General features: G+C 54.6%; 22 protein-coding genes and 6 tRNA genes. 8 read left to right on the forward strand and 20 right to left on the reverse strand.

Going from position 1 to position 24,367, the window contains the following annotated elements; genetic code table 11:
• Window positions 1–4: 4 nt before the first annotated feature.
• The 3 genes from KJI95_RS04795 to KJI95_RS04805 form a co-directional block, all read right to left on the reverse strand.
• Complete coding sequence (locus tag KJI95_RS04795; protein WP_214506002.1) at window positions 5–1,330, reverse strand: N-acetylmuramoyl-L-alanine amidase; 1,326 nt, start codon at window positions 1,328–1,330, stop codon at window positions 5–7.
• Window positions 1,327–1,788: a tRNA (adenosine(37)-N6)-threonylcarbamoyltransferase complex ATPase subunit type 1 TsaE gene (gene tsaE / locus KJI95_RS04800; protein ID WP_214506003.1), complete on the reverse strand. Its 462-nt coding sequence runs from the start codon at window positions 1,786–1,788 to the stop codon at window positions 1,327–1,329. Before tsaE ends, KJI95_RS04795 begins: the two co-directional genes overlap by 4 nt.
• A 66-nt stretch (window positions 1,789–1,854) precedes the next feature.
• Window positions 1,855–3,345 (reverse strand): NAD(P)H-hydrate dehydratase, encoded by a 1,491-nt coding sequence (locus KJI95_RS04805; RefSeq protein ID WP_214506004.1) that lies wholly within the window; start codon window positions 3,343–3,345, stop codon window positions 1,855–1,857.
• Between the two features lie 124 nt (window positions 3,346–3,469).
• Here KJI95_RS04805 and KJI95_RS04810 point away from each other — a divergent pair, with 124 nt between their 5' ends.
• Window positions 3,470–3,658: a hypothetical protein gene (locus KJI95_RS04810; protein WP_214506210.1), complete on the forward strand. Its 189-nt coding sequence runs from the start codon at window positions 3,470–3,472 to the stop codon at window positions 3,656–3,658.
• 139 nt (window positions 3,659–3,797) lie between these two features.
• Here KJI95_RS04810 and KJI95_RS04815 read toward each other — a convergent pair whose 3' ends face one another.
• The 8 genes from KJI95_RS04815 to orn all read right to left on the reverse strand — a co-directional run bounded on the left by KJI95_RS04815 (window position 3,798) and on the right by orn (window position 6,178).
• A complete protein-coding gene (locus tag KJI95_RS04815; RefSeq protein WP_214506005.1) occupies window positions 3,798–4,253 on the reverse strand; it encodes a ferritin family protein in 456 nt (151 codons plus the stop codon).
• Window positions 4,254–4,608: 355 nt separating this feature from the next.
• Window positions 4,609–4,684 (reverse strand) — tRNA-Gly (locus tag KJI95_RS04820).
• Between the two features lie 42 nt (window positions 4,685–4,726).
• A tRNA-Gly gene (locus tag KJI95_RS04825) sits at window positions 4,727–4,802 on the reverse strand.
• Between the two features lie 33 nt (window positions 4,803–4,835).
• A tRNA-Gly gene (locus KJI95_RS04830) sits at window positions 4,836–4,911 on the reverse strand.
• A gap of 106 nt (window positions 4,912–5,017) precedes the next feature.
• Window positions 5,018–5,093, reverse strand: a tRNA-Gly gene (locus KJI95_RS04835).
• Between the two features lie 106 nt (window positions 5,094–5,199).
• Window positions 5,200–5,275: transfer RNA gene (locus tag KJI95_RS04840), tRNA-Gly, on the reverse strand.
• A 106-nt stretch (window positions 5,276–5,381) separates the two neighbouring features.
• Window positions 5,382–5,457 (reverse strand) — tRNA-Gly (locus KJI95_RS04845).
• Window positions 5,458–5,632: 175 nt separating this feature from the next.
• A complete protein-coding gene (gene orn / locus KJI95_RS04850) occupies window positions 5,633–6,178 on the reverse strand; it encodes an oligoribonuclease (RefSeq protein ID WP_214506006.1) in 546 nt (181 codons plus the stop codon).
• A 111-nt stretch (window positions 6,179–6,289) separates the two neighbouring features.
• Between orn and rsgA the strand changes: the two genes are divergently transcribed.
• From rsgA to KJI95_RS04875, 5 genes are all read left to right on the forward strand, one after another.
• Window positions 6,290–7,345, forward strand: coding sequence for a small ribosomal subunit biogenesis GTPase RsgA (gene rsgA / locus KJI95_RS04855; protein ID WP_214506007.1), 1,056 nt, complete (start codon window positions 6,290–6,292; stop codon window positions 7,343–7,345).
• A gap of 34 nt (window positions 7,346–7,379) precedes the next feature.
• On the forward strand, window positions 7,380–8,243 hold the full coding sequence (gene asd / locus KJI95_RS04860; protein ID WP_214506008.1) for an archaetidylserine decarboxylase: 864 nt from the start codon (window positions 7,380–7,382) through the stop codon (window positions 8,241–8,243).
• A complete protein-coding gene (locus KJI95_RS04865) occupies window positions 8,243–9,121 on the forward strand; it encodes a DMT family transporter (protein ID WP_214506009.1) in 879 nt (292 codons plus the stop codon). Before asd ends, KJI95_RS04865 begins: the two co-directional genes overlap by 1 nt.
• Before the next feature lie 72 nt (window positions 9,122–9,193).
• A complete protein-coding gene (locus KJI95_RS04870; RefSeq protein WP_214506010.1) occupies window positions 9,194–12,394 on the forward strand; it encodes a mechanosensitive ion channel domain-containing protein in 3,201 nt (1,066 codons plus the stop codon).
• Between the two features lie 9 nt (window positions 12,395–12,403).
• Window positions 12,404–13,126 carry a glycerophosphodiester phosphodiesterase gene (locus tag KJI95_RS04875; RefSeq protein WP_214506011.1) on the forward strand — a complete coding sequence of 241 codons (723 nt, stop codon included), beginning with the start codon at window positions 12,404–12,406 and terminating at the stop codon, window positions 13,124–13,126.
• Window positions 13,127–13,226: 100 nt separating this feature from the next.
• Here KJI95_RS04875 and KJI95_RS04880 read toward each other — a convergent pair whose 3' ends face one another.
• Window positions 13,227–13,559 (reverse strand): DUF3392 family protein, encoded by a 333-nt coding sequence (locus KJI95_RS04880; RefSeq protein WP_214506012.1) that lies wholly within the window; start codon window positions 13,557–13,559, stop codon window positions 13,227–13,229.
• 54 nt (window positions 13,560–13,613) lie between these two features.
• Between KJI95_RS04880 and KJI95_RS04885 the strand changes: the two genes are divergently transcribed.
• Complete coding sequence (locus tag KJI95_RS04885; RefSeq protein WP_214506013.1) at window positions 13,614–14,540, forward strand: D-2-hydroxyacid dehydrogenase; 927 nt, start codon at window positions 13,614–13,616, stop codon at window positions 14,538–14,540.
• Window positions 14,541–14,728: 188 nt separating this feature from the next.
• On the opposite strand, the gene KJI95_RS19630 is transcribed toward KJI95_RS04885, so the two are convergent.
• A complete protein-coding gene (locus KJI95_RS19630; RefSeq protein ID WP_349356703.1) occupies window positions 14,729–15,940 on the reverse strand; it encodes a methyl-accepting chemotaxis protein in 1,212 nt (403 codons plus the stop codon).
• 15 nt (window positions 15,941–15,955) lie between these two features.
• Complete coding sequence (locus KJI95_RS19460) at window positions 15,956–16,306, reverse strand: PAS domain-containing protein (RefSeq protein WP_250885562.1); 351 nt, start codon at window positions 16,304–16,306, stop codon at window positions 15,956–15,958.
• A 274-nt stretch (window positions 16,307–16,580) separates the two neighbouring features.
• Between KJI95_RS19460 and KJI95_RS04895 the strand changes: the two genes are divergently transcribed.
• The gene (locus KJI95_RS04895; RefSeq protein WP_214506014.1) at window positions 16,581–16,772 is read left to right on the forward strand and encodes a bacterioferritin-associated ferredoxin; all 192 of its coding nucleotides are present in this window, start codon (window positions 16,581–16,583) and stop codon (window positions 16,770–16,772) included.
• A 308-nt stretch (window positions 16,773–17,080) separates the two neighbouring features.
• On the opposite strand, the gene parC is transcribed toward KJI95_RS04895, so the two are convergent.
• The 6 genes from parC to KJI95_RS04925 all read right to left on the reverse strand — a co-directional run bounded on the left by parC (window position 17,081) and on the right by KJI95_RS04925 (window position 24,363).
• Window positions 17,081–19,351, reverse strand: coding sequence for a DNA topoisomerase IV subunit A (gene parC, locus KJI95_RS04900; protein WP_214506015.1), 2,271 nt, complete (start codon window positions 19,349–19,351; stop codon window positions 17,081–17,083).
• A complete protein-coding gene (locus tag KJI95_RS04905; protein ID WP_250885660.1) occupies window positions 19,348–20,466 on the reverse strand; it encodes a PQQ-dependent sugar dehydrogenase in 1,119 nt (372 codons plus the stop codon). Before KJI95_RS04905 ends, parC begins: the two co-directional genes overlap by 4 nt.
• A gap of 62 nt (window positions 20,467–20,528) precedes the next feature.
• Window positions 20,529–22,415: a DNA topoisomerase IV subunit B gene (parE, locus tag KJI95_RS04910; RefSeq protein ID WP_214506017.1), complete on the reverse strand. Its 1,887-nt coding sequence runs from the start codon at window positions 22,413–22,415 to the stop codon at window positions 20,529–20,531.
• Between the two features lie 55 nt (window positions 22,416–22,470).
• Window positions 22,471–23,046 carry a YqiA/YcfP family alpha/beta fold hydrolase gene (locus KJI95_RS04915; RefSeq protein ID WP_214506018.1) on the reverse strand — a complete coding sequence of 192 codons (576 nt, stop codon included), beginning with the start codon at window positions 23,044–23,046 and terminating at the stop codon, window positions 22,471–22,473.
• Window positions 23,047–23,073: 27 nt separating this feature from the next.
• On the reverse strand, window positions 23,074–23,913 hold the full coding sequence (gene cpdA, locus KJI95_RS04920) for a 3',5'-cyclic-AMP phosphodiesterase (protein WP_214506019.1): 840 nt from the start codon (window positions 23,911–23,913) through the stop codon (window positions 23,074–23,076).
• Window positions 23,914–23,928: 15 nt separating this feature from the next.
• On the reverse strand, window positions 23,929–24,363 hold the full coding sequence (locus tag KJI95_RS04925) for a DUF1249 domain-containing protein (RefSeq protein ID WP_214506020.1): 435 nt from the start codon (window positions 24,361–24,363) through the stop codon (window positions 23,929–23,931).
• Window positions 24,364–24,367 lie beyond the last annotated feature (4 nt).

Genomic DNA, 24,367 nt, shown 5'->3' on the forward strand with positions numbered 1-24,367 from the left:
CGGCTCAGCCCTGGGGGATCACAAGCTGCTGCCCAATCCGCACCGTATCAGACTTAAGATTATTGGCCTGACGGATACTGGACATGGACACGCCATAGCGGGCGGCGATGCCGGACAAGGATTCACCGCGCTGCACCAGATGCTTACTGCTGCTCGCTTTACTCTTGCTGCGGCTTGCCAGCATGGAATCACCTGGCGGATTGGCCTCAAAATAGCGCATTACGCCGGAGTGAATCGCCTTGGCGAGCTTCTCCTGATGGGCGCTGTTTCTCAGCAGTTTTTCTTCGGCCGGGTTAGATATAAAGCCGGTTTCCACCAGAATCGATGGGATATCTGGGGATTTAAGCACCGCCAGACTCGCCATTTCGGGGCGATTTTTATGAAGCTCAGTAACCCGGCCAAGGTCGCGCAGAATATCGTTGGCGACACTGTGACTGATGGCCATGGAGCGGTCCATCGACATGTCGAGTAAGGTCATTGCCAGATACTGCTCGTCGTCGGCGTTTTGAATAATTTCACCGGCGCCGCCAAGCAGCTCCGAGTGCTTTTCTTTTTGCTCAAGCCAGCGACCGATTTCACTGTTGGCGCGGCGCATCGACAGCACCCACACTGACGCGCCCTTGGGATTGGGCGAGGTAAAGGCGTCAGCATGAATCGACACCAGCAAATCGGCGCGATGCTTTCGGGCCAAATCCGAGCGGCGGTTAAGGTTAACAAAGTAGTCGCCGGTGCGGGTCATCACGGCTTTCATGCCGGGTGTGGCGTCGATTTTCGCCTGAACCCGTTTGGCAATTTCCAGCGCAATTTTCTTTTCATACAGTCCGGTCGGGCCAATGGAGCCCGGGTCATCGCCGCCGTGGCCGGCATCGATGGCGACAACGATATCGCGCAGCGACTGAGGAGCCGACGCAGTGACATTACGGCTTGGGGCGGTTTTCTCTTCCAAATCCACCACCAAACGGTTGCCATAAGGCGCGGTGGGCGGCAGCGAAAACAGATTTGCATTCACCGGGCGGTTTAAATCAATCACCACCCGCAGCATGCCCTTTGACGGCGCCTTGCTGAAACGCAACTTTTTGACCAGCTTGGAGTTGTTGGCCACCTTTTCCAGCGCGAGTTTACTTTGAGTGTCGGCCAGATCCACCACCAGACGGTCGGGCGATGGCAAAATAGAATGGCTGTAACTTGGCTTGGCCGCCAAATCGAACACCAGACGGGTAGATTCAGGCGCGGCCCAAATCCGCACCCCTTCAAGTTTGTTGGCCGCACTGGCGCCAAAAGCAAACACCAGCGCCATGATGGCAAAGAGTCTTATTGTATTTGTTTTCATTGGCTCAAATGTTCAATCACTGCCTGACCGGCGGCGCTGCCGGCATGGACATTCAGCTCTCGCCCGTTACCGCTGTAGGCAAGGTGCAGGTGCAGATCCGCTGGCGGCAACAAGCCTTCGCCGCGATCCGGCCACTCAACGATACACAGGCTGTTTTCGGAAAAATAATCGCGAATGCCCATAAACTCCAGCTCTTCCGGATCGGACAGGCGATAAAGATCAAAATGATAAACTTCGACCCCGGGCAGCTCATAAGGTTCCACCAGGGTATAGGTTGGACTTTTAACGGCGCCCTGATGACCGAGCGCCTGAATCAGGCCACGGCTTAAGGTCGTTTTGCCGGCGCCCAAATCGCCGGTGAGATACAAGGTCAGAGGTGGACGGGCTACCTTGGCCAGCTTCTGACCAATTTCGACTGTGACCGCTTCATTTTCAAGGTAAAACTTAACGTCTTGCATCCTGGCTCTACACTAAAAAGCAAAAGTGCCGGCACCGCTGGCCGGCACTGGCTTATTCTATGTCGCCTAGATTAAATCACTATTGACCAATTGGCGAATAAAAGGCATCAGATCGCTGGCCAGCATGCCACGCTCGCCGCTCTTTGCCGCAAGGTCGGCCGCTTCGCCATGAACCACGACACCGGCAACGGTTGCTGTCATGGTATCCAGCCCCTGCGCCATCAGGGCGGCGATTATACCAGATAACACGTCGCCGCACCCACCGCTGGCAAGACCGGGATTACCCACAGGTGCCACCACCAGAGATTCGCCATCATAAATAAGAGTGCCCGCGCCTTTAAGCAGCACTACACCGCCATAAAGGTCATGAAGCCTGCGCACCGCATCAAAACGGTCAGCTTCAATGTCGGCAATGCTGATGCCAAGTAATCTCGCCGCCTCGCCGGGATGCGGCGTCAGCACCCGGTTGGGCTGTTTGCAGGGCTCTTTGGCGAGCATGTTCAGTGCATCGGCATCAAGCACACAGGGCTTGTCGGACAGCCCGACCGCCTTGTACAGGTTATAACCCCAGTCATCCTTACCAAGGCCGGGGCCAAGCACCAATACGTCGGCCCAGCCAAGGCGCAGATACACTTCCATGTCCACCAGCTCGCAGCCCCAGAACATGAGTTCGGGGCGGTTGGCATTGACTGTCATCTGATGTTCAGGGCGGCTGATAACGGTTACCAGGCCAGCGCCGGCACGCAGACAGGCCTCGCCTGCGAGGCGCACCGCACCGGCCATGCCGTAGTTGCCGCCCATCACAGTCACTTTGCCGGACTTACCCTTGTGGCTGTCTCTTGCCCTTTTACCCAATAAATCAGTAAGGTACCCGGCATCTACCCGTTTCGCCGCAATAGGTTGCAGAGCAAGTGCAGGCCCAAAGCCGAGATCGGCAAAGTGAATTTTGCCGGCGAAGTGGCGCGCACGGGACGTAAAAAGCCCCTGCTTAAGCGCGCCAAAACAGAGGGTGACATCGGCTTCGACCGCAACAGGCTCCACATTACCAGTGTCGGCATTGACGCCGGATGGCATGTCGAGGCTAAGTACCCAGGCCGGACTTGCGTTGATGGCATCGATGCACGCTTTAAGCTCTGATGTAAGCTCACCGCTCACACCTGTCCCCAAAATGCCGTCCACTAAAAGCTCGGCATCACTTAACAGTGCACTGTCAAAGGGCGTGAGTTCACCGCCTGCGGCGATAAACTGCTGCTCTGCCGCCTGATGCTCTGCCGTTTTCCCTTCGCCTAGCAGGCAAACAATGGGGGAGTGACCGCTTTCAAGCAGTAAGCGGGCGAGCACCAAGGCATCGGCGCCATTGTTACCTTTACCGGCGATAATGACAGTTTTAGCGTGGCGGCGCTGATACTCCCCAAGCAAGCCAAACGCCGCGGCAGCGGCGCGCTCAACCAGCCCAAACAGGCTAACGTCGCCACGCGCAACCAGCGCAAGCTCGGCCGCACGCACGGCAGCCTGAGTGTAAAGTGATTGGGGCAAGGATTCAGCGAAGGCCGCCATGCCAACTCTCCATAAAATATCTAATTTAGATCAATAGCTTGAATTTAACTGGCAAGCATAGAGATCTGTTCATACACTTAATCTAGGTCTTGTTTGACCAAGGACTCACCTTCGGAGCACTGTCATGACAGCCACACGGATGATGCTGTTTACCTTGCTGATCTTGGTTTTGTCGGTGCTGCTTATCAGCCTGCCGCTGACCTCCAACATCCTTATCCAGGCACTTTTGCTGCTGTGCGTGCTGATGGTGGCGTTCGGCCTGTACCGGGCGCTGACCCAGCCATCGCAGGATAAAGACAACGACCGGCGCTGAAGGCAGAGCGCTTAAAACACTATCAGTTTACTGGCCAGGCTAACTTTGATGCAGGTCATGTAATTCGCGTAAAGCTAAACAAATTTGTTTTAACAATAAAAAAGCCGGCACTGTGGCCGGCTTTGCTTAGTTTATCCGCTCAGATGTCGTCCATCCGAATGGTGCTGTGGACCAGTCGCTGCTGCTGGATTTTTTCAACCCGAACCAGGTCGGCAAGGGCGCTGCGGATCTCTTCGGTCTGAGAGGTATCTGCGGTTTTTTCCAGAAGCTCAATCAAACGGTTTTCCAAATCAAGGTGCAGGCTCAGCACATCGTCTTCCTGCATGTTTGCCGGCAACATGGTGCTTTGGCATCTCTTAACAAAGTCCTCAAATATCAAGTCTTTGTACCAAGTATCCAAAAGTCTCGCCGGGGCATCATCCACATAGTCTTCCAATGTCTGGGCAATGTGCTTTTGTTGCTGCTGGAAGTATTCCAGCATCAGCTTGACCCGGGAAGAATCGGCCTGGGCGTGCAGTCTGCCGTACAGCTGCGCCATCTCCAGCCGGCATGTTGCCAAATACTCCAGAAGTTCACGCAATTGTTGAATACGCATAGGACTGCCTCCTGTTAACTGACCGACCTTGCGGTCAAAAATGAACTTTGTCTGGAGTCATTATGGAAGCAAAGCAAACTCGAATATTTGAATTGCATCATAATTCAGCAATCGCGAAATTCAGTCTGGGTGGGCTTTTGATGGAAGTTTGCAGCGGATCACCGTCTGTTATCAGTCTGTGTCGGGGCTCACAGGAAAGCGCCCAATAAAACCCACAAAAGACCGACATGGACGAGGCAAGTTACTATGCAATGAAAATGCATGTTCAGGCTTGGGCTGAACTTAGCGCTTTATAAAATCAAAAGCAGTGAGGCAAATATTGATATATTGAGCAGGAGTAACACTTGGGGGGGATTGGAGCGACATATCGGGTTCGAACCGATGACCTATACCTTGGCAAGGTATCGCTCTACCAACTGAGCTAATGTCGCGTCTTGTGATTTATCGTTTTAAGGCCGAAACGCCTGAGAATTTGGAGCGACATATCGGGTTCGAACCGATGACCTATACCTTGGCAAGGTATCGCTCTACCAACTGAGCTAATGTCGCATTCACTGTTTAATGACTGGTGAAGTCAGAATTTGGAGCGACATATCGGGTTCGAACCGATGACCTATACCTTGGCAAGGTATCGCTCTACCAACTGAGCTAATGTCGCATTTTGTGCTGCATTCTCGATTGACGGTTTTCAAGGTATCGCCCTTTCTTACCGGCAACTGAGCTAATGTCGCATTCACTGTTTAATGACTGGTGAAGTCAGAATTTGGAGCGACATATCGGGTTCGAACCGATGACCTATACCTTGGCAAGGTATCGCTCTACCAACTGAGCTAATGTCGCATTTTGTGCTGCATTCTCGATTGACGGTTTTCAAGGTATCGCCCTTTCTTACCGGCAACTGAGCTAATGTCGCATTCACTGTTTAATGACTGGTGAAGTCAGAATTTGGAGCGACATATCGGGTTCGAACCGATGACCTATACCTTGGCAAGGTATCGCTCTACCAACTGAGCTAATGTCGCATTTTGTGCTGCATTCTCGATCGACGGTTTTCAAGGTATCGCCCTTTCTTACCGGCAACTGAGCTAATGTCGCATTCACTGTTTAATGACTGGTGAAGTCAGAATTTGGAGCGACATATCGGGTTCGAACCGATGACCTATACCTTGGCAAGGTATCGCTCTACCAACTGAGCTAATGTCGCGTCTCGTGCTGCATTATCAAAGTAGCGTTATCAGGGTATCACCCTTTTAACTGCACCAGAGCTAATGTCGCATTTCAACGTTGAGCAACCCAAGGGCTACTGCAAACGTGAGGCCGCATTATATGAAAATTTCCAACCGCTGCAAGCCCCCGAACGCGAATTATCTACCGTTTGCTCAAATTTTAAATACTTTCTCGCGATAGAACTTGAGCTCAGCGATGGATTCCTGAATATCGAGCAGTGCCTGGTGGGTGCCCTGCTTTTTAAAGCCTTTCATCACTTCAGGGTCCCAACGCTTGACCAACTCTTTGATAGTGCTGACATCAATATTGCGATAGTGGAAAAAGTCTTCCAGCTCCCGCATATATTTGTTGAGGAAGCGGCGATCCTGCCCCACGCTGTTACCACACATGGGCGACACGCCCTTGGGCACGTGGTTTGACAGGAATGCAATAGTCTGGGCGATGGCGTCGGCTTCGGTATGGGTACTGCCACGAACGCGCTCAATCAAACCAGATGCGCCATGGTGCTGCTGGTTCCAATCGTCCATAGCCGCCAAAACCTCATCGGATTGATGAATGGCGATCACAGGTCCCTGTGCCAGGATGTTCAGATCCTGGTCGGTCACCAAGGTCGCAATTTCCAGCACCCGGTCTACTTCCGGCTCAAGGCCAGTCATTTCCAGATCGATCCAGATAAGATTTTTTGCATCTGCAGCCATATACCTGCCTTTATGTTGCCAGTGCCGTAATTTCAGGCTTTTTTGTCAAAGACCGTGTATCATACTGCCTTTTATCCCTAACCACATCAGATTATTGACGAAGATAGCCCGGTGAGTAAAAAGAAACCCCTAAGTCACGGCCAGCTCAGACGTATGCGTGCCAACCACGAAAAACGCCTGAGCCGTACCAAACAGGAAAACCAACTACCTGAATTACAGGATAGTTCACTTGGGCAGGAAGAGCCTGCAATCGTCATTTCCCGTTTTGGCCAACACGCCGATGTGGAAGTGGCCAGCGGCGAAATCATCCGCTGCAATATTCGCCGCACCATTCAAAGTCTGGTCACCGGCGATAAAGTGGTTATCCGTCAGGCACTGGAAGATGGCAGCGCCATCGGCGGTGTGGTCGAAGCCGTGCACCCGCGCACCTCTTCACTCACCCGCCCGGATCTCTATGATGGCGTCAAGATTATCGCCGCCAATATCGACCAAATCCTGATTGTCAGCTCCGTCGTGCCGGCCTTTACCACCCAAATCATCGACCGCTATCTGGTGGCATCGGAAGACACAGGTATAGCGCCGATCATCATCCTCAATAAGATGGATTTGCTCGATACGGCCAGTCGCAGCGACATCGAGGCGGCGCTCACGCGCTATCAATCCCTTGGCTACCCCGTGTATCAGGTATCCAGTAAATCCAAAGAAGGGATTGAGACTCTGCAAGATCTGCTGAAAGATAAAATCAGCGTCTTCGTCGGTCAGTCCGGCGTTGGCAAATCATCGATGATCAACGCCCTGTTGCCCGATGCCGAGCTCCTCACCGGCGATGTATCCGAAAACTCAGGGCTTGGCCAACACACCACCACCACCGCCAGATTGCTGCACTTGCCAAGCGGTGGCGATCTGATAGATTCCCCCGGCGTACGCGAGTTTGCCCTCTGGCATCTGCCGGCTGACCGTGTCAGCTGGTGCTTTGTCGAATTCAGGGAATTCCTCGGCACCTGCAAATTCCGCGACTGCAAGCATCTGGATGACCCGGGTTGCAGCCTCAAAGAAGCGCTGCAGGACGGAAAAATCCATCAGGACAGATTCAATAACTATCACAGGATCATCGCCAGCCTCGATGAGCAGCGTCACGCGCGCCATTTCAGGCACAGCGAGGAATGATTCGGCAACACATTGAAAGCGCAAGGATATTAAAGTGGATAAAGTAAAAATCGCCCTCCAGTACCTGATGCCGAAACACCTGCTTTCGCGCATCGTCGGCAAGTTTGCCGCCGCCGAAGCGGGCGTTGTTACAACGGCCTTTATCAAGTGGTTTATCAAGCAGTACGGCATCAACATGAATGAAGCCCTGCACTCTGAGCCCGAGGCCTACAAAACCTTCAACGACTTTTTTACCCGCGAACTCAAGCCAGGTCTGCGCCCTGTGACCCAGGATAACGACATCATGGTGCATCCGGTGGATGGCGCGGTCAGCCAGCTTGGCCCGATTGAAGATGGCCGCATCTTCCAGGCCAAGGGCCACCACTACACAGCACTGGCGCTGCTTGGCGGACAGGCCGATGACGCAGCCCGCTTCGAAGGCGGCGATTTTGCCACTATCTATCTGGCGCCAAAGGATTATCACCGCATCCACATGCCCATCAAAGGTACTCTGTCGAAGATGACCTACGTGCCGGGCGAGCTGTTTTCAGTAAACCCTCTCACAGCACGTAACGTACCAGGCCTGTTTGCCCGTAATGAGCGGGTGGTTGCGATTTTTGAAACCGAAAAAGGCCCGCTCGCCATGGTATTGGTTGGCGCGACCATTGTGGCCAGCATCGAGACCGTGTGGGCAGGTACCGTGACCCCGCCTACAGGCAAAAAAGTCTTTACCTGGGATTACCCCACCGAAGGGCCAGATGCCATCACTCTGGAGAAAGGCGCTGAAATGGGCCGCTTCAAGCTTGGCAGCACTGTGGTCATGCTGTTTGCCAAAGATGCCATCGATGAATTCGCCGACGGCGTTGAAGCCGAGGCCGTTACCCGCATGGGCAAGCCATTCGCCAAACTGGAAGACTGATGTCCAAAAGCGCCCCGGCGGGATTGGTTGAATTACATCTGGCGGTGCTGCTCTTTGGCGGCACCGCGCTGTTTTCCAAACTGATCCCGCTCAGCGCCCTCGACATTACCGTGTTTCGCTGCGCCATTGCCGCCCTGGTACTGGCGCTGATTGTCAAAGCAAGCCGGGCACAGCTTCGGCTCAGCCGCGCCAAAGACTACGCCATCGCCCTGCTGCTTGGGGTTATAGTTAGCCTGCACTGGGTGACCTACTTTGCCTCGATGCAAATGTCATCGGTCGCCATCGGCATGATTGCCTTTTTTACCTATCCGGTCATGACTGTGCTGGTCGAGCCTTTGGTTAACGGCACTCGCCTCAAACTGCAAGATGTCACTTGCGGCATCGCGGTATTAAGTGGCGTGTGGCTGCTCATTCCCGAAGCAAACCTTGGCAATGATGTCACCCTCGGCATTTTGGTTGGCGTGCTGTCGGCGGCGCTTTTTACCGCCCGTAACCTGCTGCATAAACGCTACTTTGCCAGTTACAGCGGCCCGCAGGCGATGTTCTATCAAACCACCGTGGCTGTGCTGTTTCTTGGCAGTTTTGTTGAAGCCAAGCCGCTTGAGCTCAGCATCGACGTGTGGCAACTGCTGCTCCTGCTTGGGGTGATTTTTACCGCCATGCCCCATGCGCTCTTCACCTCTGCGCTGCGTCACTTAAGCGCCAAAACCGTTGGCCTGGTGTCCTGTTTGCAGCCCCTTTACGGCACAGTGCTGGCGTTACTGCTGCTGGGTGAGTCGCCAAGCTCGGCCACCATGCTCGGCGGCCTGTTGGTGGTGTCGACTGCGGTATTTGAAACCGCCCAAAGCCACAGATCACAGCGGCAAAAAAAGCAGTAATTCAGTCATACCAAATGGCGGTGGCTTTGGTAACATGTCCTGTGTCCCCAAGCCAAGTAAAACACCTGTGCCATGCTGCGTATTTTTTTGATTTTTTTCTGCTTTATTTCTCTCCAGTCGCTGGCCAATTCTCCTTTGCAGCTGGAAAAACGCCTCGGCTTCAATCAGGGCGGCAACGCTCAGACCAGCACGCCGGCGGCGCAGGCACAGGATCTGCAAACCAATATCGACAACCTGGCGCAGCTTTCAGAGGAATATCAAAATGCGCTTCTTGGCTATGACGACGAAAAAGCGCGGCTGAAAAAAGAGCTCAAGGCGGCCCAGAGCGAACTTAAGCTTGCCCGGCGTCAGGATCTGAATCAGCAGGCGTCTGCGGCCTATCTGCGACTGTCTGAACTCAAAGAGCAGGAAAGTAAGCTCATCATAGATCAGACCAATCTGCTCGCCAGACACAATCAGTTGCCAAGCGCCATCGCCAGTGCGCGCCAGTCGCTGCAACAACATCAAAAAGCGCCACTGGCGCCGGCCGATACCCCCAATGGCGCGCTGCAGCTCACCCAGCGCCAATATTACGAGCAGAATCTTGCCACTGTGGAGGCTGAGCAGGCCTCCAGCCAAAAACGCATCGAACTGACCCAGCTGGCACTGCAGGTGGTGCGGGCCAAGTTACGCCAGCAGGAACTCTTTATCGAAAAGCTCAATCGAGCTATCAGCACCGAGCGCCAGGCGATTACCGATAAAACTCTGGCCGACAGCTTATCGGCCCAGCCCCAAAGCCGCGATCCTGAGCTGCAGCGCCTGCAGGCCGACAACGAAATTCTGGGGCAAAAACTGCAAACCCTGACGCTGCAAATCGACAATGTGGTCGACATGCAGGAAGCAGCAGAAAAACGCTATCTTGAGCAGTCGATGCAGCTCTCCAGCGTGCAGGAGCAAATCACCTGGGTGAAAACCAATTCGGCCTTTGGCGAGCGCTTTTTGCAGATGCTGCAAAGCCTGCCCAAACCGCCCAATCAGGAAGCGCTGCAAAATCAGGTTGCCGATGTGCGCTTAGCCCGCTATCAGATTGAGCAGGAGCTGGCCCGTAATATGGAGCAGCTCGATCAAAAATCCGAATACAGCAACGAGCACTACGAGCTTTTAAAAGCCGAAAACAAACTGCTCAAGCAATTGCTGCAAAGCTCAGATCAGCTCTTAAGTGAACTTGCCAAGCTCAAGGTCAGCCACAATGAGCTGACCGCCCAGTACCACCTGCTGAAAAATACCCTGAGCGAGCACCTGTTTTGGGTGCCCAATGCCGCGCCCATCGGCAAGCTGTGGCTGACCGACCTGCACCGCAGCGTGATCTGGCTGGCGCAGCAGGCGCCGTGGCAGCAGCTGTCCGATGCCATTGATGAGCAAAACAGCTATTGGTCCTGGTGGCTCATCCTTCTGGTGCTCTGTTTGGCGGTAAAAGACATAGCCCGCCCCCACGTAAACCGTGCGCTCGGCAACTGGCTTTCGCCGGTGGGCAAGGTAACCCAGGATGATTTCTGGTTTACCTTCAAGGCACTGCTTATTAGTGTCGGCTACGCCCTGCTGCTGCCGCTGCCGCTTATTGCCGCCGGCGCGTTTTTCCTGCTCAGCCAATATAACCTTGCCCAGGCAAGCGGCGCAGCGCTCCTGGTCACGGGGTTTGTGTATCTGGTGTATCGCACCTTAAAACAGCTTTCGGGAGAAAAGGGCCTGCTGGTCGGCCATTTTGGTCATCCGCAGGAAGTGATCAGCTATGCCCACGGGCGACTTCGCACCCTGTTTCTGCAGGCCATAGCATTGGTTGCCATCGTCAGCTTTACCGAAGTGCTGGATCAGTCGCTTATCCGCAACAGCCTTGGCCGCGGCGCCTTTATCATGCTGTGTTTGATGCAGTTTTGGTTTTACCGCGACATTCTCAACTTTGGCAGCAAGTACCGGGCAAAACAGCGCGACCCAGGCAAAAACCGCCGTTTGCTGCAGCGGCTGTTGTGGCTGGTGCTGCTTATCACCCCAGTGCTGAGCCTGGTATTGGCCTGGCGCGGCTTTTATTTCACGGCTTATCAGTTGCTGCTGCAATTGCAGTTGTCGCTGCTGCTGGCCATGGGCTTTTTGCTGCTGTACCAACTTATCAAACGCTGGATGCTGATTGAGCGGCGCCGCATCGCCTTCGATCGCGCCAAGGCCAAGCGCGCCGAAAAGCTGGCCCAGCGCGAGCGTGGCGAAGCGGTATCGGCCGACTCGCTGGACGTGTACGAAGAGCCGCTGGTCGACTTGGAAACCATTTCCAGCCAGTCGCTTGGACTGGTGCGTTCGCTGCTTATTCTGGCCTTCCTCACCAGCTTGATTGCGCTGTGGACCCAAACCCATTCGGCGATGTTCTCCTTCCTCGATGGCATCAACCTGTGGACCAGCCAAACCATGATAGATGGCAGCGAGCAGACTGTGCCTGTTACTCTCAAGTCGGTGCTGTTTGGCATACTTATCATGGTGTTTTCGCTGGTGATAGCGACCAATTTGCCGGGTTTGCTCGAACTTGTGCTGCTGCAGCGGCTCGATTTAACCCCGGGAACCGGCTTTGCCATTACCACGGTCAGCCGCTATCTGGTGGTGATGCTTGGCACCCTGATTGGTTTTTCAACCCTTGGGATGGAGTGGTCCAAGCTGCAATGGCTGATTGCGGCGCTGTCGGTGGGCCTAGGCTTTGGTTTGCAGGAGATTTTTGCCAACTTTATCTCCGGCCTGATTATCCTGTTCGAAAAGCCCATCCGGATTGGTGACACGGTCACCATTCGCGATCTGACCGGTACTGTCAGCAAAATCCAAATTCGTGCCACCACCATCATCGACTGGGACCGAAAAGAAATTATCGTGCCGAACAAAGCCTTTATCACAGAGCAACTGGTGAACTGGTCTCTGTCAGACCCTATCACCCGCGTGTGTATCAAGGTTGCGGTAGCGCGGGATTCAGACCCAGGTAAAGTCGAAGCCACGCTTTATCAGGCCATTCAGGATTGCCAGTTTGCGCTGCGCCACCCCGAGCCTGAAGTCTGGTTTGCCGGTTTTGGCCAGCACACCCAGGATTATGAAGTCAGGGCTTATGCCAAAGACATGGATTGCCGCTGGCCGCTAAGACACGAGCTGCATAAGCGCATCAGCAATACCCTGAAAGAGAACAAGTTGGAACTGGCTTATCCGCAGATGGAAATTACCATCAATCAAGCCGGTCAAAGTGCACGCGACAGCCTGTTGGTGCGATAAGGAGAACCCATGTTAGTGTTTGCCCACCGCGGAGCAAGCGGCTACGCGCCGGAAAATACCCTCAAAGCAATGGAACTGGCCATGCAGCTTGGCGCTGCAGCGGTGGAGCTGGACGTGCACAGGGTCGAAGACGAGTTGGTGGTGTTTCACGACCGGCGCCTTGAAGGCAAGAGCAATGGCCACGGCCTTATCCACCAAAAGACCCTGGCTGAACTTGCGACCCTGTCAGTAAAGGGTGAACCAATTCCAACCCTGTGGCAGGTGCTGGAGCTGCTTGGTGGCCGCTGCATCGTCAATATCGAGCTTAAAGGCATAGGTACCGCCGAGCCCATGGTAGCGCTGTATCACAAAGCCATCAGCGAGCTTGGTTATCGACCCGAGCAGTTGCTGATGTCATCTTTCGATCATCCGCAGCTTGCGGCCTTTAAAGCGGCAGTGCCGGATGCGCGCATTGCGCCGCTTTTAGGCTCACTGCCCCTTGATGGCGCCGCGATAGCCCGCCAGATGCAGGCTTACTCGCTGCATCTGGATGTAAGTTTTATCAGCCAGCAAATCGTAGACGATGCCCACAGCACCGGGGTCAAGGTTTATGTGTATACGGTGGATGATGCCGACGATATCCGCGCCCTTGCGGCCATGGGTGTCGATGGCGTTTTTGCCAACTATCCTGACAAGGCCACGGCTGCGCTCACGCTGCCAAGCCAAACCGATTATCAGGGCTGGTTCGGTTAAGGCTTTGGCTAAAACCGATGATTGGCGCGGTGATTTAATCGCCAGCCAACCCCAAGGCCCCTCACAGAGGCCCCTCACAGAAGCCCTCAAGCTTAACAGATCAGATGAGTCGCTGACGCTCGGCCCACACGCCGATAAACACAAAGCTCAGCGACAACACCCCAAGCAGCCACCCCGGCGATAAACTGCGAAGCCCGGCCGCAAGCTGCGGACTGAGCCACACGATCAGCAAGCCAAAAATCACCGCATTTACCAGAAAAAACACAGAGGTACGGATTAAAAAAACCTTGGCTCCCACCAAGCGCTGCAAACTGCGATTGATACTTGGAGCAAGCACCACCAGCAGGCAGGCGACCAGACCGGTCGCAATGTGTGATATCCAGGGATAAAGCAAAGTGGCTAAGTCGTAAGACAGACCCTTGATTGTTTCCATTCGACTAAAGTAGTTAATATAGAATGATAACGACAAGAATAAGGGGAACTTACCTTGAGACACAAGTTACTGCTGCTCACCCGAGAAAATGATCGCTATCGCAACCTGCTCGCGAGCTGCCATTTGCCGGAACTTGAGCTGCTCGATGACGATCCGGTCAATATTCGCCGCGCCGATATCTGGCTCGCAGAGCCTGGCCTAGCAGCGCCGCTGCTTGGCCACGCCGACCGCCTGTTATGGCTGCAATCCACCTTTGCCGGGGTGGATTTACTGGTTAAGCCAAGGCAAAGGCGCGACTACCAACTCACCAATGTGCGCGGCATTTTTGGCCCGTTAATGAGTGAATATCTGTTTGGATACCTGCTGGCACGCCAGCGCGAACATCAGCTTTATAAACACCAGCAGCAACAAAAGCTCTGGTTGCCCGGTAACTACAAAACCCTGCAGGGCTCTGAGCTATTGCTGCTTGGCACCGGCTCCATTGCCAAACACTTAGCTCAAACCGCCAAGCACTTTGGCATGCAGGTAACAGGTATCAACCGCGCAGCCAAACCCACAGTTGGTTTTGATGAAGTGGCGACCCTCGATGCCCTGCCCTCGCTAATCGGCCGCGCCGATGCGATTGCCAGCATACTGCCAAGCACAGAGCAAACCCGTGGCGCTTTAAGCCGCGAGATCCTGGCAAAAATGAAACCCGATGCGGTGCTCTTCAACCTTGGCCGGGGTGATGTGCTGGATTTGGATGCGCTCGAGCAGCAGCTGCGCCAAAATCCGGAGCAGCAGGCAGTGCTTGATGTATTCAATCAGGAGCCCTTGCCGGCAGAGCACCCACTTTGGGAGCGGGAAAACGTGATCATCACGCCTCACATTGCCGCGCCAAGTTTTCCTGAGCAGGTGGCAGAGATTTTTACCAATAACTACCACAAGTTTTTAGGCGGCGAAGTGCTGTCACACAAGGTGAACTTCGAACGGGGTTATTAAGCCGCAGGGCTCATTCACCAAGCCCGGCCGGCAGTGGCTGTTTAAGTACCTGTAGGGGACTCATCATCACTTACCGGCACGAGCCAGCACCTGTTTTGCACAGATTAGGATTGGTTTGGGGCAAGTGAAGACAGGAAAAAACAGGGCGCTTCACCTTAGGTAAGCGCCCTTTTTATCAGGACTTTCTATCAGGATTTTCTGAAGCTTCGCGCCAAAAACTGTTTCACCAGCGCTTGCTGGGATCCAATCTGCTCAACCACGCCTTTATTAAGGTGCACCATCTCATGGCCAAGCTGGCTGCTTGAAGTAGCAAGCTGCGAAGCGTTGAGAATATTATGGGCCACTTCGTTGGACACACTCGATTGCTCCTCAACTGCGCTGGCAATGTGGTGGGTCATGTCGGTAATGGATGCCACAGCGTCACGGATAGCCTGCAACGCCTCCCGCGCCTTATCGGCCATGTCGACACAGGACTGCGCCTTATCTACGCCCTGATGCATTGAGGCAACGGCCTTATTGGTGCCTTGCTGCAGCAGATTTATCATGCTTTGAATTTCAGTTGTTGACTCATGGGTTCGCTTGGCAAGCGCCCGCACTTCGTCGGCAACCACAGCAAAGCCGCGCCCTTGCTCCCCGGCGCGCGCCGCCTCAATAGCCGCGTTAAGTGCCAGTAAGTTGGTCTGCTCGGCAATACTTTGAATCACATCAAGCACGGTGCCGATGTTTTTGCTTTGCTGCTCAAGCTCGCCAATAACACCTGAGGTATCAACCAACTGCGCCGACATGGACTCGATGGACTTCACGGTACTTATTACAATCTGGTCGCCCGCAATCGACTCGTCACTCGCGCGCTGCGACGCGGTGGCCGCATCGGCGCAGTTGCACGCCATATCCTGCAAAGTGGCCGTCATCTCCTGAATGGCGGTGGCAACCTGATCCATTTCTTTTTGCAGCTCCTGACTGTTGCCCTGCACATCTTCGCCCTTGGCTGCCGAGCTGTTTGCACAGCTACTGCTCTGTTCGCACGAATCAAGCGCCCGCCCGAGCACGGCTTTAAGCTCAGAGGTTTGCATATGCAAGGCAAGGTCAATCTGCGCCACGCAATCGGTATGGCCAGTGTAAAGGTAGGTCATCAGCGGGCTGTCATAGATAGCTCTGGCTTTTTTTACCAGCTCACGGTAGCGGCCCAGGCACATATAACCGCCGCCAAACAGGATTGCTACGCTGGCAGCCCACGCGAGCAAGCCTGGCACACCAGCCATATAGGCCGGATACAAGGCCGGTAGCAGCGCCAGCAGTGCCACCGCGACCAATTTCTGGGTCATGGTGGTTTTGACTTTAAGCCGCGCCACTGAGCCTTTGTCGTTAAGCTCTTTATAAACGACTTCGGCGCGCTTCACCGCCTCTCTGTCCGGCTAGGTGCGCACCGACTGATATTCCACTATCTGCCCGTTGTGGGTGATTGGCGTGACAAAGGCGTCCACCCAGTAGTGGTCGCCGTTAGCGCAGCGATTTTTCACCAGGCCTTTCCAGGGATTGCCTTTTTTGATGGTGTTCCATAGATCTTCGAAGGCCTGCGGCGGCATATCCGGGTGACGCACCATGTTGTGCGGTTGCCCCTGCATCGAGGCGAGGTCGTAGCCTGCCACCTTACAAAATGCCGGGTTGGCGTACTTGATGATACTTTTGGTATCTGTAGTCGAGAGTAAGATCCAATCAGATGGATAATCATTCTCTTTTTGTGTGACAGGCAGGTTTTTACGCATAACACTTCAATCCTCAGGATTTTATCTTGCCTGTTGCCAGACGTGCAGCATTAAAGCCCAACAACTCCCATCTCACATCATATGTACTTTTTGTTAATATTCTTCAAAAATAATCAGCGCTTAGTCTATTTATTGAGCAGCTGAATTAAGTTTAGTCGGTTTTGCGGCATAACTGAGAATTTGAATTTATCGCACACATATAAAAAAGCGTTATTGATGATGAGAATGTTTTTCATTTATAATCCAGCTGTTCAGTTTTGGAGCAGAATTCATCATGTACGTATGTGTTTGTTATGCAGTGACAGATACCCAAATCCAGCAAGCTGTGCACCAGGGGGATACCACCCTGGCGGCGGTGAAAAAGCGCCTGGGCGTTGGCAGTCAGTGCGGTAAATGCATCCAAATGACGCTGGAAGTGATTGAGCGTCAGCTCGACACCGAGCCAAACTATTACGAAGTGGCCTGAGTTCGCTCAAGCCCCTTTGGCACGGCGCGAACCTGGTGCCAGAAAGACAAGCGGAAAAGATTCGCAGCCAATCGGGCAAGATTAACAGTCAAGTTCAGCTGCAAAGTTCAGCCGCCAAGTTCAGCAGCAAAGTTAAGCAGCAAGGCACTGACTGTAATTCACATTCCAAACGACATGCTGCCGAGCGCCACTCGCCTCAACCGCTGGCCCCCGCTGAACTTCTCCCATAAAAAAACGCTGCCAGAGGCAGCGTTTTTTGTTTAAAGATTATGCATCAAAGACAAGCAAAGCTTGGAAGCATCAATAGCTTACAGCGGCGCTGGCTCGCCCTCACCCAGCTCCACCCGGTCGACACGTTGCAAACCGCGCGGCAGCTTGGCGCCGCGGCGGCCACGCTCACCACGATAATGCTCAAGGTCGCTGCTCTTTAACGTGAGTTTGCGCTTACCCGCCCACAGGGTGACAGGCATGTCGGCCGGCACCAGATACAGGTGACTGAGCAGCTCTTCGCGATTCTTGGCGCGCTCGGTTGGAATACCGATGATCTTATTGCCCTTGCCCTTGGCGAGCTGCGGCAGGGCTTCAAGCCCGAATACCAGCATTCGGCCCTCGTTGGTGATGGCAAGAATGGAAGGATTTCCGTCTTTATCCACTCGCCGTGGCGGCAGCGCCTTGGCGCCGGAAGGCAGGCTCAGCAGGGCCTTACCGGCCTTATTGCGCGACACCATGTCGGCAAAGGTACAGATAAAGCCGTAACCTGCGTCACTGGCAAGCAGGTAATGCTGCTCATCGTCGCCAAGGAGCACATGCTCCATGGTTTCGCCCGGCGTCAGGTTAAAACGGGTGGTAATAGGCTCACCCTGACTGCGGGCCGATGGCAGAGTATGGGTATCGGTCGAGAAGGCGCGGCCTGAGCTGTCGATAAATACCGACTGCTGATTACTGCGCCCAAGCGCGGCGCAAAGGAACGCATCGCCGGCCTTGTACGACAAACCCTCAGCGTCGATATCATGGCCCTTGGCGCAGCGCACCCAGCCTTTTTCCGACAGCACCACAGTCACAGGCTCGGTCGGCATCAGCTCCTGCTCGGTCAGCGCGCGGGACTCGTTACGCTCCACCAGTGGCGAGCGGCGCGCATCGCCATAGGCTTCGGCATCTTCGGCCAGCTCTTTCTTGATAAGGCTCTTAAGGCGGCGCTCAGAGCCCAGAATTTGCTCAAGCTTGTCACGCTCGGCCTCAAGCTCGCTCTGCTCGGCCTTGATTTTGATTTCTTCAAGCTTGGCGAGGTGGCGCAGCTTGAGCTCGAGAATGGCTTCGGCCTGCTTGTCCGACAGGCTGAAACGAGCCATCAGCTCGGCTTTCGGTTCATCATGGAAGCGAATGATTTCAATCACTTCATCAATGTTGAGGAAGGCAACCATCAAGGCTTCGAGGATGTGCAGCCGTGCCAGCACCTTATCCAGCCGGTATTGCAGACGGCGGCGCACGGTTTCGGTGCGGAATATCAGCCACTCGCTGAGCATTTCCTTAAGGCCTTTGACCTTGGGACGACCGTCGAGGCCCAGCACGTTAAGGTTGATGCGGTAACTCTTTTCAAGCTCAGTGGTGGCAAAGAGATGCGCCATCAGCTGCTCAACGTCGATGCGGTTTGAGCGCGGCACCAACACCAGGCGTACCGGATTTTCATGATCCGACTCGTCGCGAAGGTCGGTGACCATAGGCAGCTTTTTCGCCAGCATCTGGGCGGCGATTTGCTCAAGGATTTTGCCCGAGCTTGCCTGATGCGGCAGCGCGGTAATGACTATCTCGCCGTTGTCCATGCTGTACACGGCGCGCATTTTCACCGAGCCGCGGCCAGATTCGTAAATTTTGGCGATTTCATCGGCGGGGGTAATGATTTCCGCCTCGGTGGGGTAATCAGGCCCCGGCACCAACTCCAGCAGGCGCGACAGCTCGGTCTTGGGGTTATCCAGGAGCTCGATACAGGCGCTCGCAAGCTCACGCACGTTGTGGGGCGGAATATCGGTTGCCATGCCCACCGCGATGCCGGTGACACCGTTAAGCAGAATATGCGGCAAACGGGCAGGCAGCACCTTGGGCTCTTTCATGGTGCCGTCAAAGTTAACGCCCCAGTCCACTGTTCCCTGACCCAATTCGGACAGCAGCACTTCACTGAAGCGCGACAGGCGGGCCTCGGTATAACGCATGGCGGCGAAGGATTTAGGATCGTCCGGCGCCCCCCAGTTACCCTGGCCGTCCACCAGCGGATAACGATAGGAAAACGGCTGCGCCATCAGCACCATGGCTTCGTAACAGGCAATGTCGCCGTGGGGGTGATATTTACCGAGCACGTCACCCACGGTACGGGCCGACTTTTTATGCTTGGCCTGGGCGCTCAGCCCCAGCTCACTCATGGCGTACACAATGCGACGCTGCACCGGCTTAAGACCATCACCTATGTGTGGCAGGGCGCGGTCCATGATCACGTACATGGAATAGTTGAGATAAGCCTCTTCGGTGAAGCGCCTCAGCGGCATTTGCTCCACGCCATCAAGGCTTAAGTCAATGGCGTCACTCATGGTTGTTCTTCCTGGTTGGGTAGTGCTTCGGGAACGGGCTGCGCCTCTTCGTTTTTGTAGAAGAAGCGATACACATTGCCTTTCAAATCATCGGAAATAAACAGCGAGCCGTCCGGCGCCATGGCCATGGCATAGGGCCTTGCCACCGGAAATTCGCCATCAAGGAAACTAATGAGGGTTTCGCGGGAGGTCACATCGCCGGTCGCACTCACATTAAGCACCACTATCTGGTAGCCGATTTTACTAGAGCGGTTCCAGGAGCCATTTTCAGCCACCAGCAGTTGATTGTGGTATTGCTCCGGCAACTGAGTACCACGGTAAAACAGCATTCCCATCGGCGAAACGTGGGCCGGCAGTTCATACACAGGCGCAGTCACCTTGAGGTTTTCAGGCTTTTCGTAGGCGGGCTCAGACACATTGGTGGCATGAACATAAGGGAAGCCATAGTGCATGCCCTGATTATCGACCCGGTTGATTTCATCCGGCGGCAGGTTATCACCCATCCAGTCGCGGCCTATGTCGGCAAACCAGAGCTTGCCGTCCCGCGGTGACCAATCAATACCACGCACGGTACGCACGCCGCTTGCCACCTGCTCGCTGGCACCGGTATTAACATCGATGGCCAGAATTGAGCCGTAAGGCGCTTCGGATTCACACACGTTGCAGGGCGCGCCAATCGCGACATAGAGCCTGTCATCGGGGCCGAATGCCATGGTGCGGGCACTCTTTTTATAATCGGCTGGCAGTTTGCTGTAGACTTCTTTTGGGCGCCCCGGACGGCGCAGGCGCTGCTCAATCTCATCGTAGCGAAGGATTTTCTCTTCCATGGCGACATAGAGCGAGCCCTGATGGAAGGCGATGGCTTCGGGGTTTTCCAGCCCTTTACCGACCACATAGCGGCGATCGACCCGGCCATCGTTGTTGCTGTCCACCAGCGCCGTGATGGTGCCAGCCTTGGCACTGCCGACAAACAGCGTACCGTTATCACCCACCGCAAGCTGCTTGGCATCCTCAAGATCCGAGGCATAAAGCTCAATACCAAATCCCTTGGTAACGGTAATCGTCATGCTCTGCTCAGCCAGCGCCGGCAGCGAAAGCCAGGCGATCCCGGCCATCAAAACCCGACCTAACCTTGTGTTACTCAACATTTTTCTGCCTGTTATTCTTATCATGGGCATCAGACAACCGCTAAATCACCCTTGGTTTCGAGCCAGTTTTTACGATCTGGCGCCCGCTTTTTGGCGAGCAGCATGTCCATCAGGGCCACGGTATCGTCCCCTTCTTCAATGGTCAGCTGCACCAGGCGGCGGGTATTGGGGTCCATGGTGGTTTCGCGAAGCTGCAGCGGGTTCATCTCACCCAGACCTTTAAAGCGGGTAACCTGGGGTTTACCTTTTTTCCCTTCGGCGGCCAGACGGTCAAGAATACCCTGCTTTTCCGACTCATCCAGCGCGTAATACACTTCTTTGCCGATATCGATACGGAACAGTGGCGGCATCGCGATATACACATGGCCGCGCTCCACCAGCACCCGATAGTGCTTGAGGAACAGCGCACACAGCAAGGTGGCAATGTGCAGTCCATCTGAGTCGGCGTCGGCGAGGATACAAATCTTACCGTAACGCAGCTCGGAGATATCCTCACTATCAGGGTCGCAGCCGATAGCCACCGAAATATCGTGTACTTCCTGAGAGGCCAGCACCTGCGAGGCTTCCACCTCCCAGGTGTTCAGAATTTTACCGCGCAGCGGCATGATGGCCTGAAACTCGCGATCCCGCGCCTGCTTGGCACTGCCGCCCGCCGAGTCACCTTCCACCAGAAACAGCTCCGATGCCATCGGATCCTGTCCGCTGCAATCGGTCAGCTTTCCGGGCAGCGCCGGACCGGAGGTCACCTTCTTACGGGCGACCTTCTTGGCCGCACGCAGGCGCTTTTGCGCATTGGCAATGCACATCTCGGCCAGCAGCTCAGCCAGATCGGTGTGAGAATTCAGATACAGCGAGAACGCATCACGCACTATGCCGGACACAAACGCCGCGCTTTGGCGACTGGAGAGTTTTTCCTTAGTCTGGCCGGCAAACTGCGGGTCCTGCATCTTGATAGACAGGATAAAGGCCGTTTTGTCCCAGATGTCTTCCGGACTCAATTTAATGCCGCGCGGAATGAGGTTACGAAACTCGCAAAACTCGCGCATGGACTCAAGCAGCCCCTGACGAAAACCGTTGACGTGGGTACCGCCAAGGGGCGTAGGAATAAGGTTTACATAACTCTCGGCCAGATACTCGCCGCCTTCAGGCAACCAGGTAATGGCCCAGTCGGCAGCCTCATTATTGCCTTTAAAGCTGCCAACAAAAGGCTCAGGCGGCAGCATGGTCGCGTCGCCCACGGCGCTTTTGAGGTAATCGGTAAGACCGGCTTCAAAGTACCATTCATGCACATCGCCGGTTTGCTTGTTGGCAAATTTGATACGAAGCCCCGGGCACAATACGGCTTTGGCTTTCAGCAGATGCACCAGGCGGGAAATAGAGAAGTTTGGCGAGTCGAAATAGCTGGGCTCAGGCCAGAAATGCACCCGGGTACCGGTGTTACGACGGCCGCATGTGCCGGTGATACGCAGGTCTTCCACCTTATCACCGTGCTCGAAGGCCATTTCATACACCTGAGCATCACGGCGCACCGAAATCTCGACCCGGCGCGACAGGGCGTTTACAACCGAGATACCCACCCCGTGCAAACCACCTGAAAACTGGTAGTTTTTATTGGAAAACTTACCACCGGCGTGCAGCTTGGTTAGGATAAGCTCAACCCCGGGAATCCCCTCTTCAGGGTGAACATCCACCGGCATACCACGGCCATCGTCGATAACCTCAAGAGAGTTGTCGAGGTGCAGAATAACGTCAATACGGGTGGCATGCCCCGCCAGCGCCTCATCGACGCTGTTGTCGATAACCTCCTGCCCAAGGTGGTTGGGTCGGGTGGTATCGGTATACATACCGGGGCGGCGCTTAACCGGCTCAAGCCCGTTAAGTACCTCAATAGCATCAGAATTGTATTGATTAGTCATGGCGCGCGTTATTCTTCATTATTCAGGCCATGGTGCGGCCCTGCATGTCAATTTGTCAAGGTAACTGTAAAAATGCCGCTATCTGCGGCAAATGCTGCTCAAACCCCACAAAACTGTGGTCTCCGCCGGGTTCAATCAGCAGTCGGCAGCTATGGTATTTATTCAGCGCCAGACGGTAGTCCAGCACCTCATCGCCGGTTTGCAATAATACAAAAAAGCGGTCGGGATTGGCTATGGCCTGGGAGTCATAACGAGCCAGCGCATCGCGGTGATGCTGCTCAACCAGGTAGTCTTCGCCGGTGTAAGGATTGTGCTGCGGCCCGAGAAACTCTTCAAACAGGTCCTGGGGGGAAACCGCCGGATTGATAAGCACGGCATGGCCGCCATAACGTTCGGCAAGATAGGTCGCGTAAAAGCCGCCCAATGAGGAGCCGATAAACCGAAGCGGCTCGCCGCTGGCCTTTGCTGTTTCGGTCAAGCCGCAAAGCAGTGCGATAGCCTCATCGATATCGGCCGGAATTTGCGGTTGCAGCAGGGTTTCAGACGCAAAATGCGTCGCCATAAACCGGGCGGTCACCACGCCTTTTTCAGACAAAGGTGAGCTGTTGAATCCGTGAATGTAAAGCAGCATAGATCCTCATGCCGCGGCCTGCCTGACTCAGTAACCGCTGGAGCTGTGGTCCGGCGCGAAGCGATTGCCCGGCACCCGATAAACATGGGTATGAATGCTACCATCGCTCAAAAGCTCCAGCAAACGATAGCCGGGCTGTAGATGGTCGAGCGCGAAGTAAGGTGACTGGGGCTTGAACTGAATACAGGTCGATGGCGTCGCCATCAAAGGCAGCGGCTCACCGCTGCGGGGATAAAACTCATCGATAGCCTGATGCACATGGCCCCACAGCCCCCCTTTCACCTGCGCATAGCGCGACACCCGCGCGAGAAAGTCCGCACCGTTATCCATACAATGCTGATCAAGCCAGGCACAGTTCACCAAAATCGGGTTGTGGTGCATCACCAGCAAGGTATGGCGGTCGGGCTCGGCGGCAATCGCCTGTTCAATCAATTGAAACTGCACCTCGGCCATATGACCGCCCGGCTTGCCACGCACAGTGCTGTCGAGCATCAGAATTTGCCAGTTGCCGATGAAAATGCGCTGCTGCCCAAACACCCCCGGGCCCTGCATGTGCAGATGCATCACCCGCGGGTCGTCGTGGTTGCCGGGCAAATAATGGCAAGGCAGCCCCAGAAACTGGATGGCTTCGACGAAATTTCGATAGGATTCAGGAGTGTAGTCCTGGCTTATATCGCCAGTGGCAAGCATAAGGTGAGCGGGATAATGGGTAGCGGCCAGGGTATTGAGCACGGCAGAGAGGCTGTGCGCTGTGTTTACCCCCAGAAGCTGGCCTTCGTGGCTGGCAAACAAATGAGGATCGGTCAGCTGCACAAGGCGCGCAGTTTCCCCCTCTGTCAATTTATACTTAACAGCCTCTTTCAGCACTCTGTTTACCCAATTTCAAGACCGGACTTCGCTTAAAAAACGACAGCCAATCTTCAACAAATCTTCCAGGAACGCATTAACCTGGTACTTTTCATCACTTTGATACATTCGCAAATTGGGGTAATCATACACCGCACTGAGAAGGGAAATCTGCTGACCAGTTAACACTTCTGCTAATTTAGCATCATGGTAAATCCGAACCAATACCTTGGGATCCTCGACCAGCGAGATTTTGAGCAAAGGACGGGATATTTCGACCAATTGGGTGTAACGGGTGTTTTCCAGCAAGGTAATTTTCAACACGCCGTGACTGCCACGCACACTGACAGGCGCATCCGCCGCCAGCGAATGGGGCAGCCATTTCAGCAGCAAGGCATAATTGCGCCCGCACAGCGCAAGAAAGCTGTTGATGTCAGGCTGATATCTGGCCCTGGCCTTACAGCTGCCCACCCAA

Origin of the sequence: Shewanella jiangmenensis (genome assembly GCF_018596335.1) — a bacterium.
GTDB lineage: Bacteria > Pseudomonadota > Gammaproteobacteria > Enterobacterales > Shewanellaceae > Shewanella > Shewanella jiangmenensis.

What these genes read in the sequence shown, in the direction of transcription:
- KJI95_RS04805 (WP_214506004.1), bottom strand. Translation starts at nt 3,345, where the DNA reads ATGGCGGCCTTCGCTGAATCCTTGCCCCAATCACTTTACACTCAGGCT.
- tsaE (WP_214506003.1), bottom strand. Translation starts at nt 1,788, where the DNA reads ATGCAAGACGTTAAGTTTTACCTTGAAAATGAAGCGGTCACAGTCGAA.
- KJI95_RS04915 (WP_214506018.1), bottom strand. Translation starts at nt 23,046, where the DNA reads ATGCTGCTTTACATTCACGGATTCAACAGCTCACCTTTGTCTGAAAAA.
- KJI95_RS04875 (WP_214506011.1), top strand. Translation starts at nt 12,404, where the DNA reads ATGTTAGTGTTTGCCCACCGCGGAGCAAGCGGCTACGCGCCGGAAAAT.
- KJI95_RS04880 (WP_214506012.1), bottom strand. Translation starts at nt 13,559, where the DNA reads ATGGAAACAATCAAGGGTCTGTCTTACGACTTAGCCACTTTGCTTTAT.
- KJI95_RS04810 (WP_214506210.1), top strand. Translation starts at nt 3,470, where the DNA reads ATGACAGCCACACGGATGATGCTGTTTACCTTGCTGATCTTGGTTTTG.
- parE (WP_214506017.1), bottom strand. Translation starts at nt 22,415, where the DNA reads ATGACTAATCAATACAATTCTGATGCTATTGAGGTACTTAACGGGCTT.
- KJI95_RS19460 (WP_250885562.1), bottom strand. Translation starts at nt 16,306, where the DNA reads ATGCGTAAAAACCTGCCTGTCACACAAAAAGAGAATGATTATCCATCT.
- KJI95_RS04905 (WP_250885660.1), bottom strand. Translation starts at nt 20,466, where the DNA reads ATGGCCGGGATCGCCTGGCTTTCGCTGCCGGCGCTGGCTGAGCAGAGC.
- KJI95_RS04870 (WP_214506010.1), top strand. Translation starts at nt 9,194, where the DNA reads ATGCTGCGTATTTTTTTGATTTTTTTCTGCTTTATTTCTCTCCAGTCG.
- KJI95_RS04795 (WP_214506002.1), bottom strand. Translation starts at nt 1,330, where the DNA reads ATGAAAACAAATACAATAAGACTCTTTGCCATCATGGCGCTGGTGTTT.
- parC (WP_214506015.1), bottom strand. Translation starts at nt 19,351, where the DNA reads ATGAGTGACGCCATTGACTTAAGCCTTGATGGCGTGGAGCAAATGCCG.
- KJI95_RS04815 (WP_214506005.1), bottom strand. Translation starts at nt 4,253, where the DNA reads ATGCGTATTCAACAATTGCGTGAACTTCTGGAGTATTTGGCAACATGC.
- KJI95_RS04865 (WP_214506009.1), top strand. Translation starts at nt 8,243, where the DNA reads ATGTCCAAAAGCGCCCCGGCGGGATTGGTTGAATTACATCTGGCGGTG.
- orn (WP_214506006.1), bottom strand. Translation starts at nt 6,178, where the DNA reads ATGGCTGCAGATGCAAAAAATCTTATCTGGATCGATCTGGAAATGACT.
- KJI95_RS04895 (WP_214506014.1), top strand. Translation starts at nt 16,581, where the DNA reads ATGTACGTATGTGTTTGTTATGCAGTGACAGATACCCAAATCCAGCAA.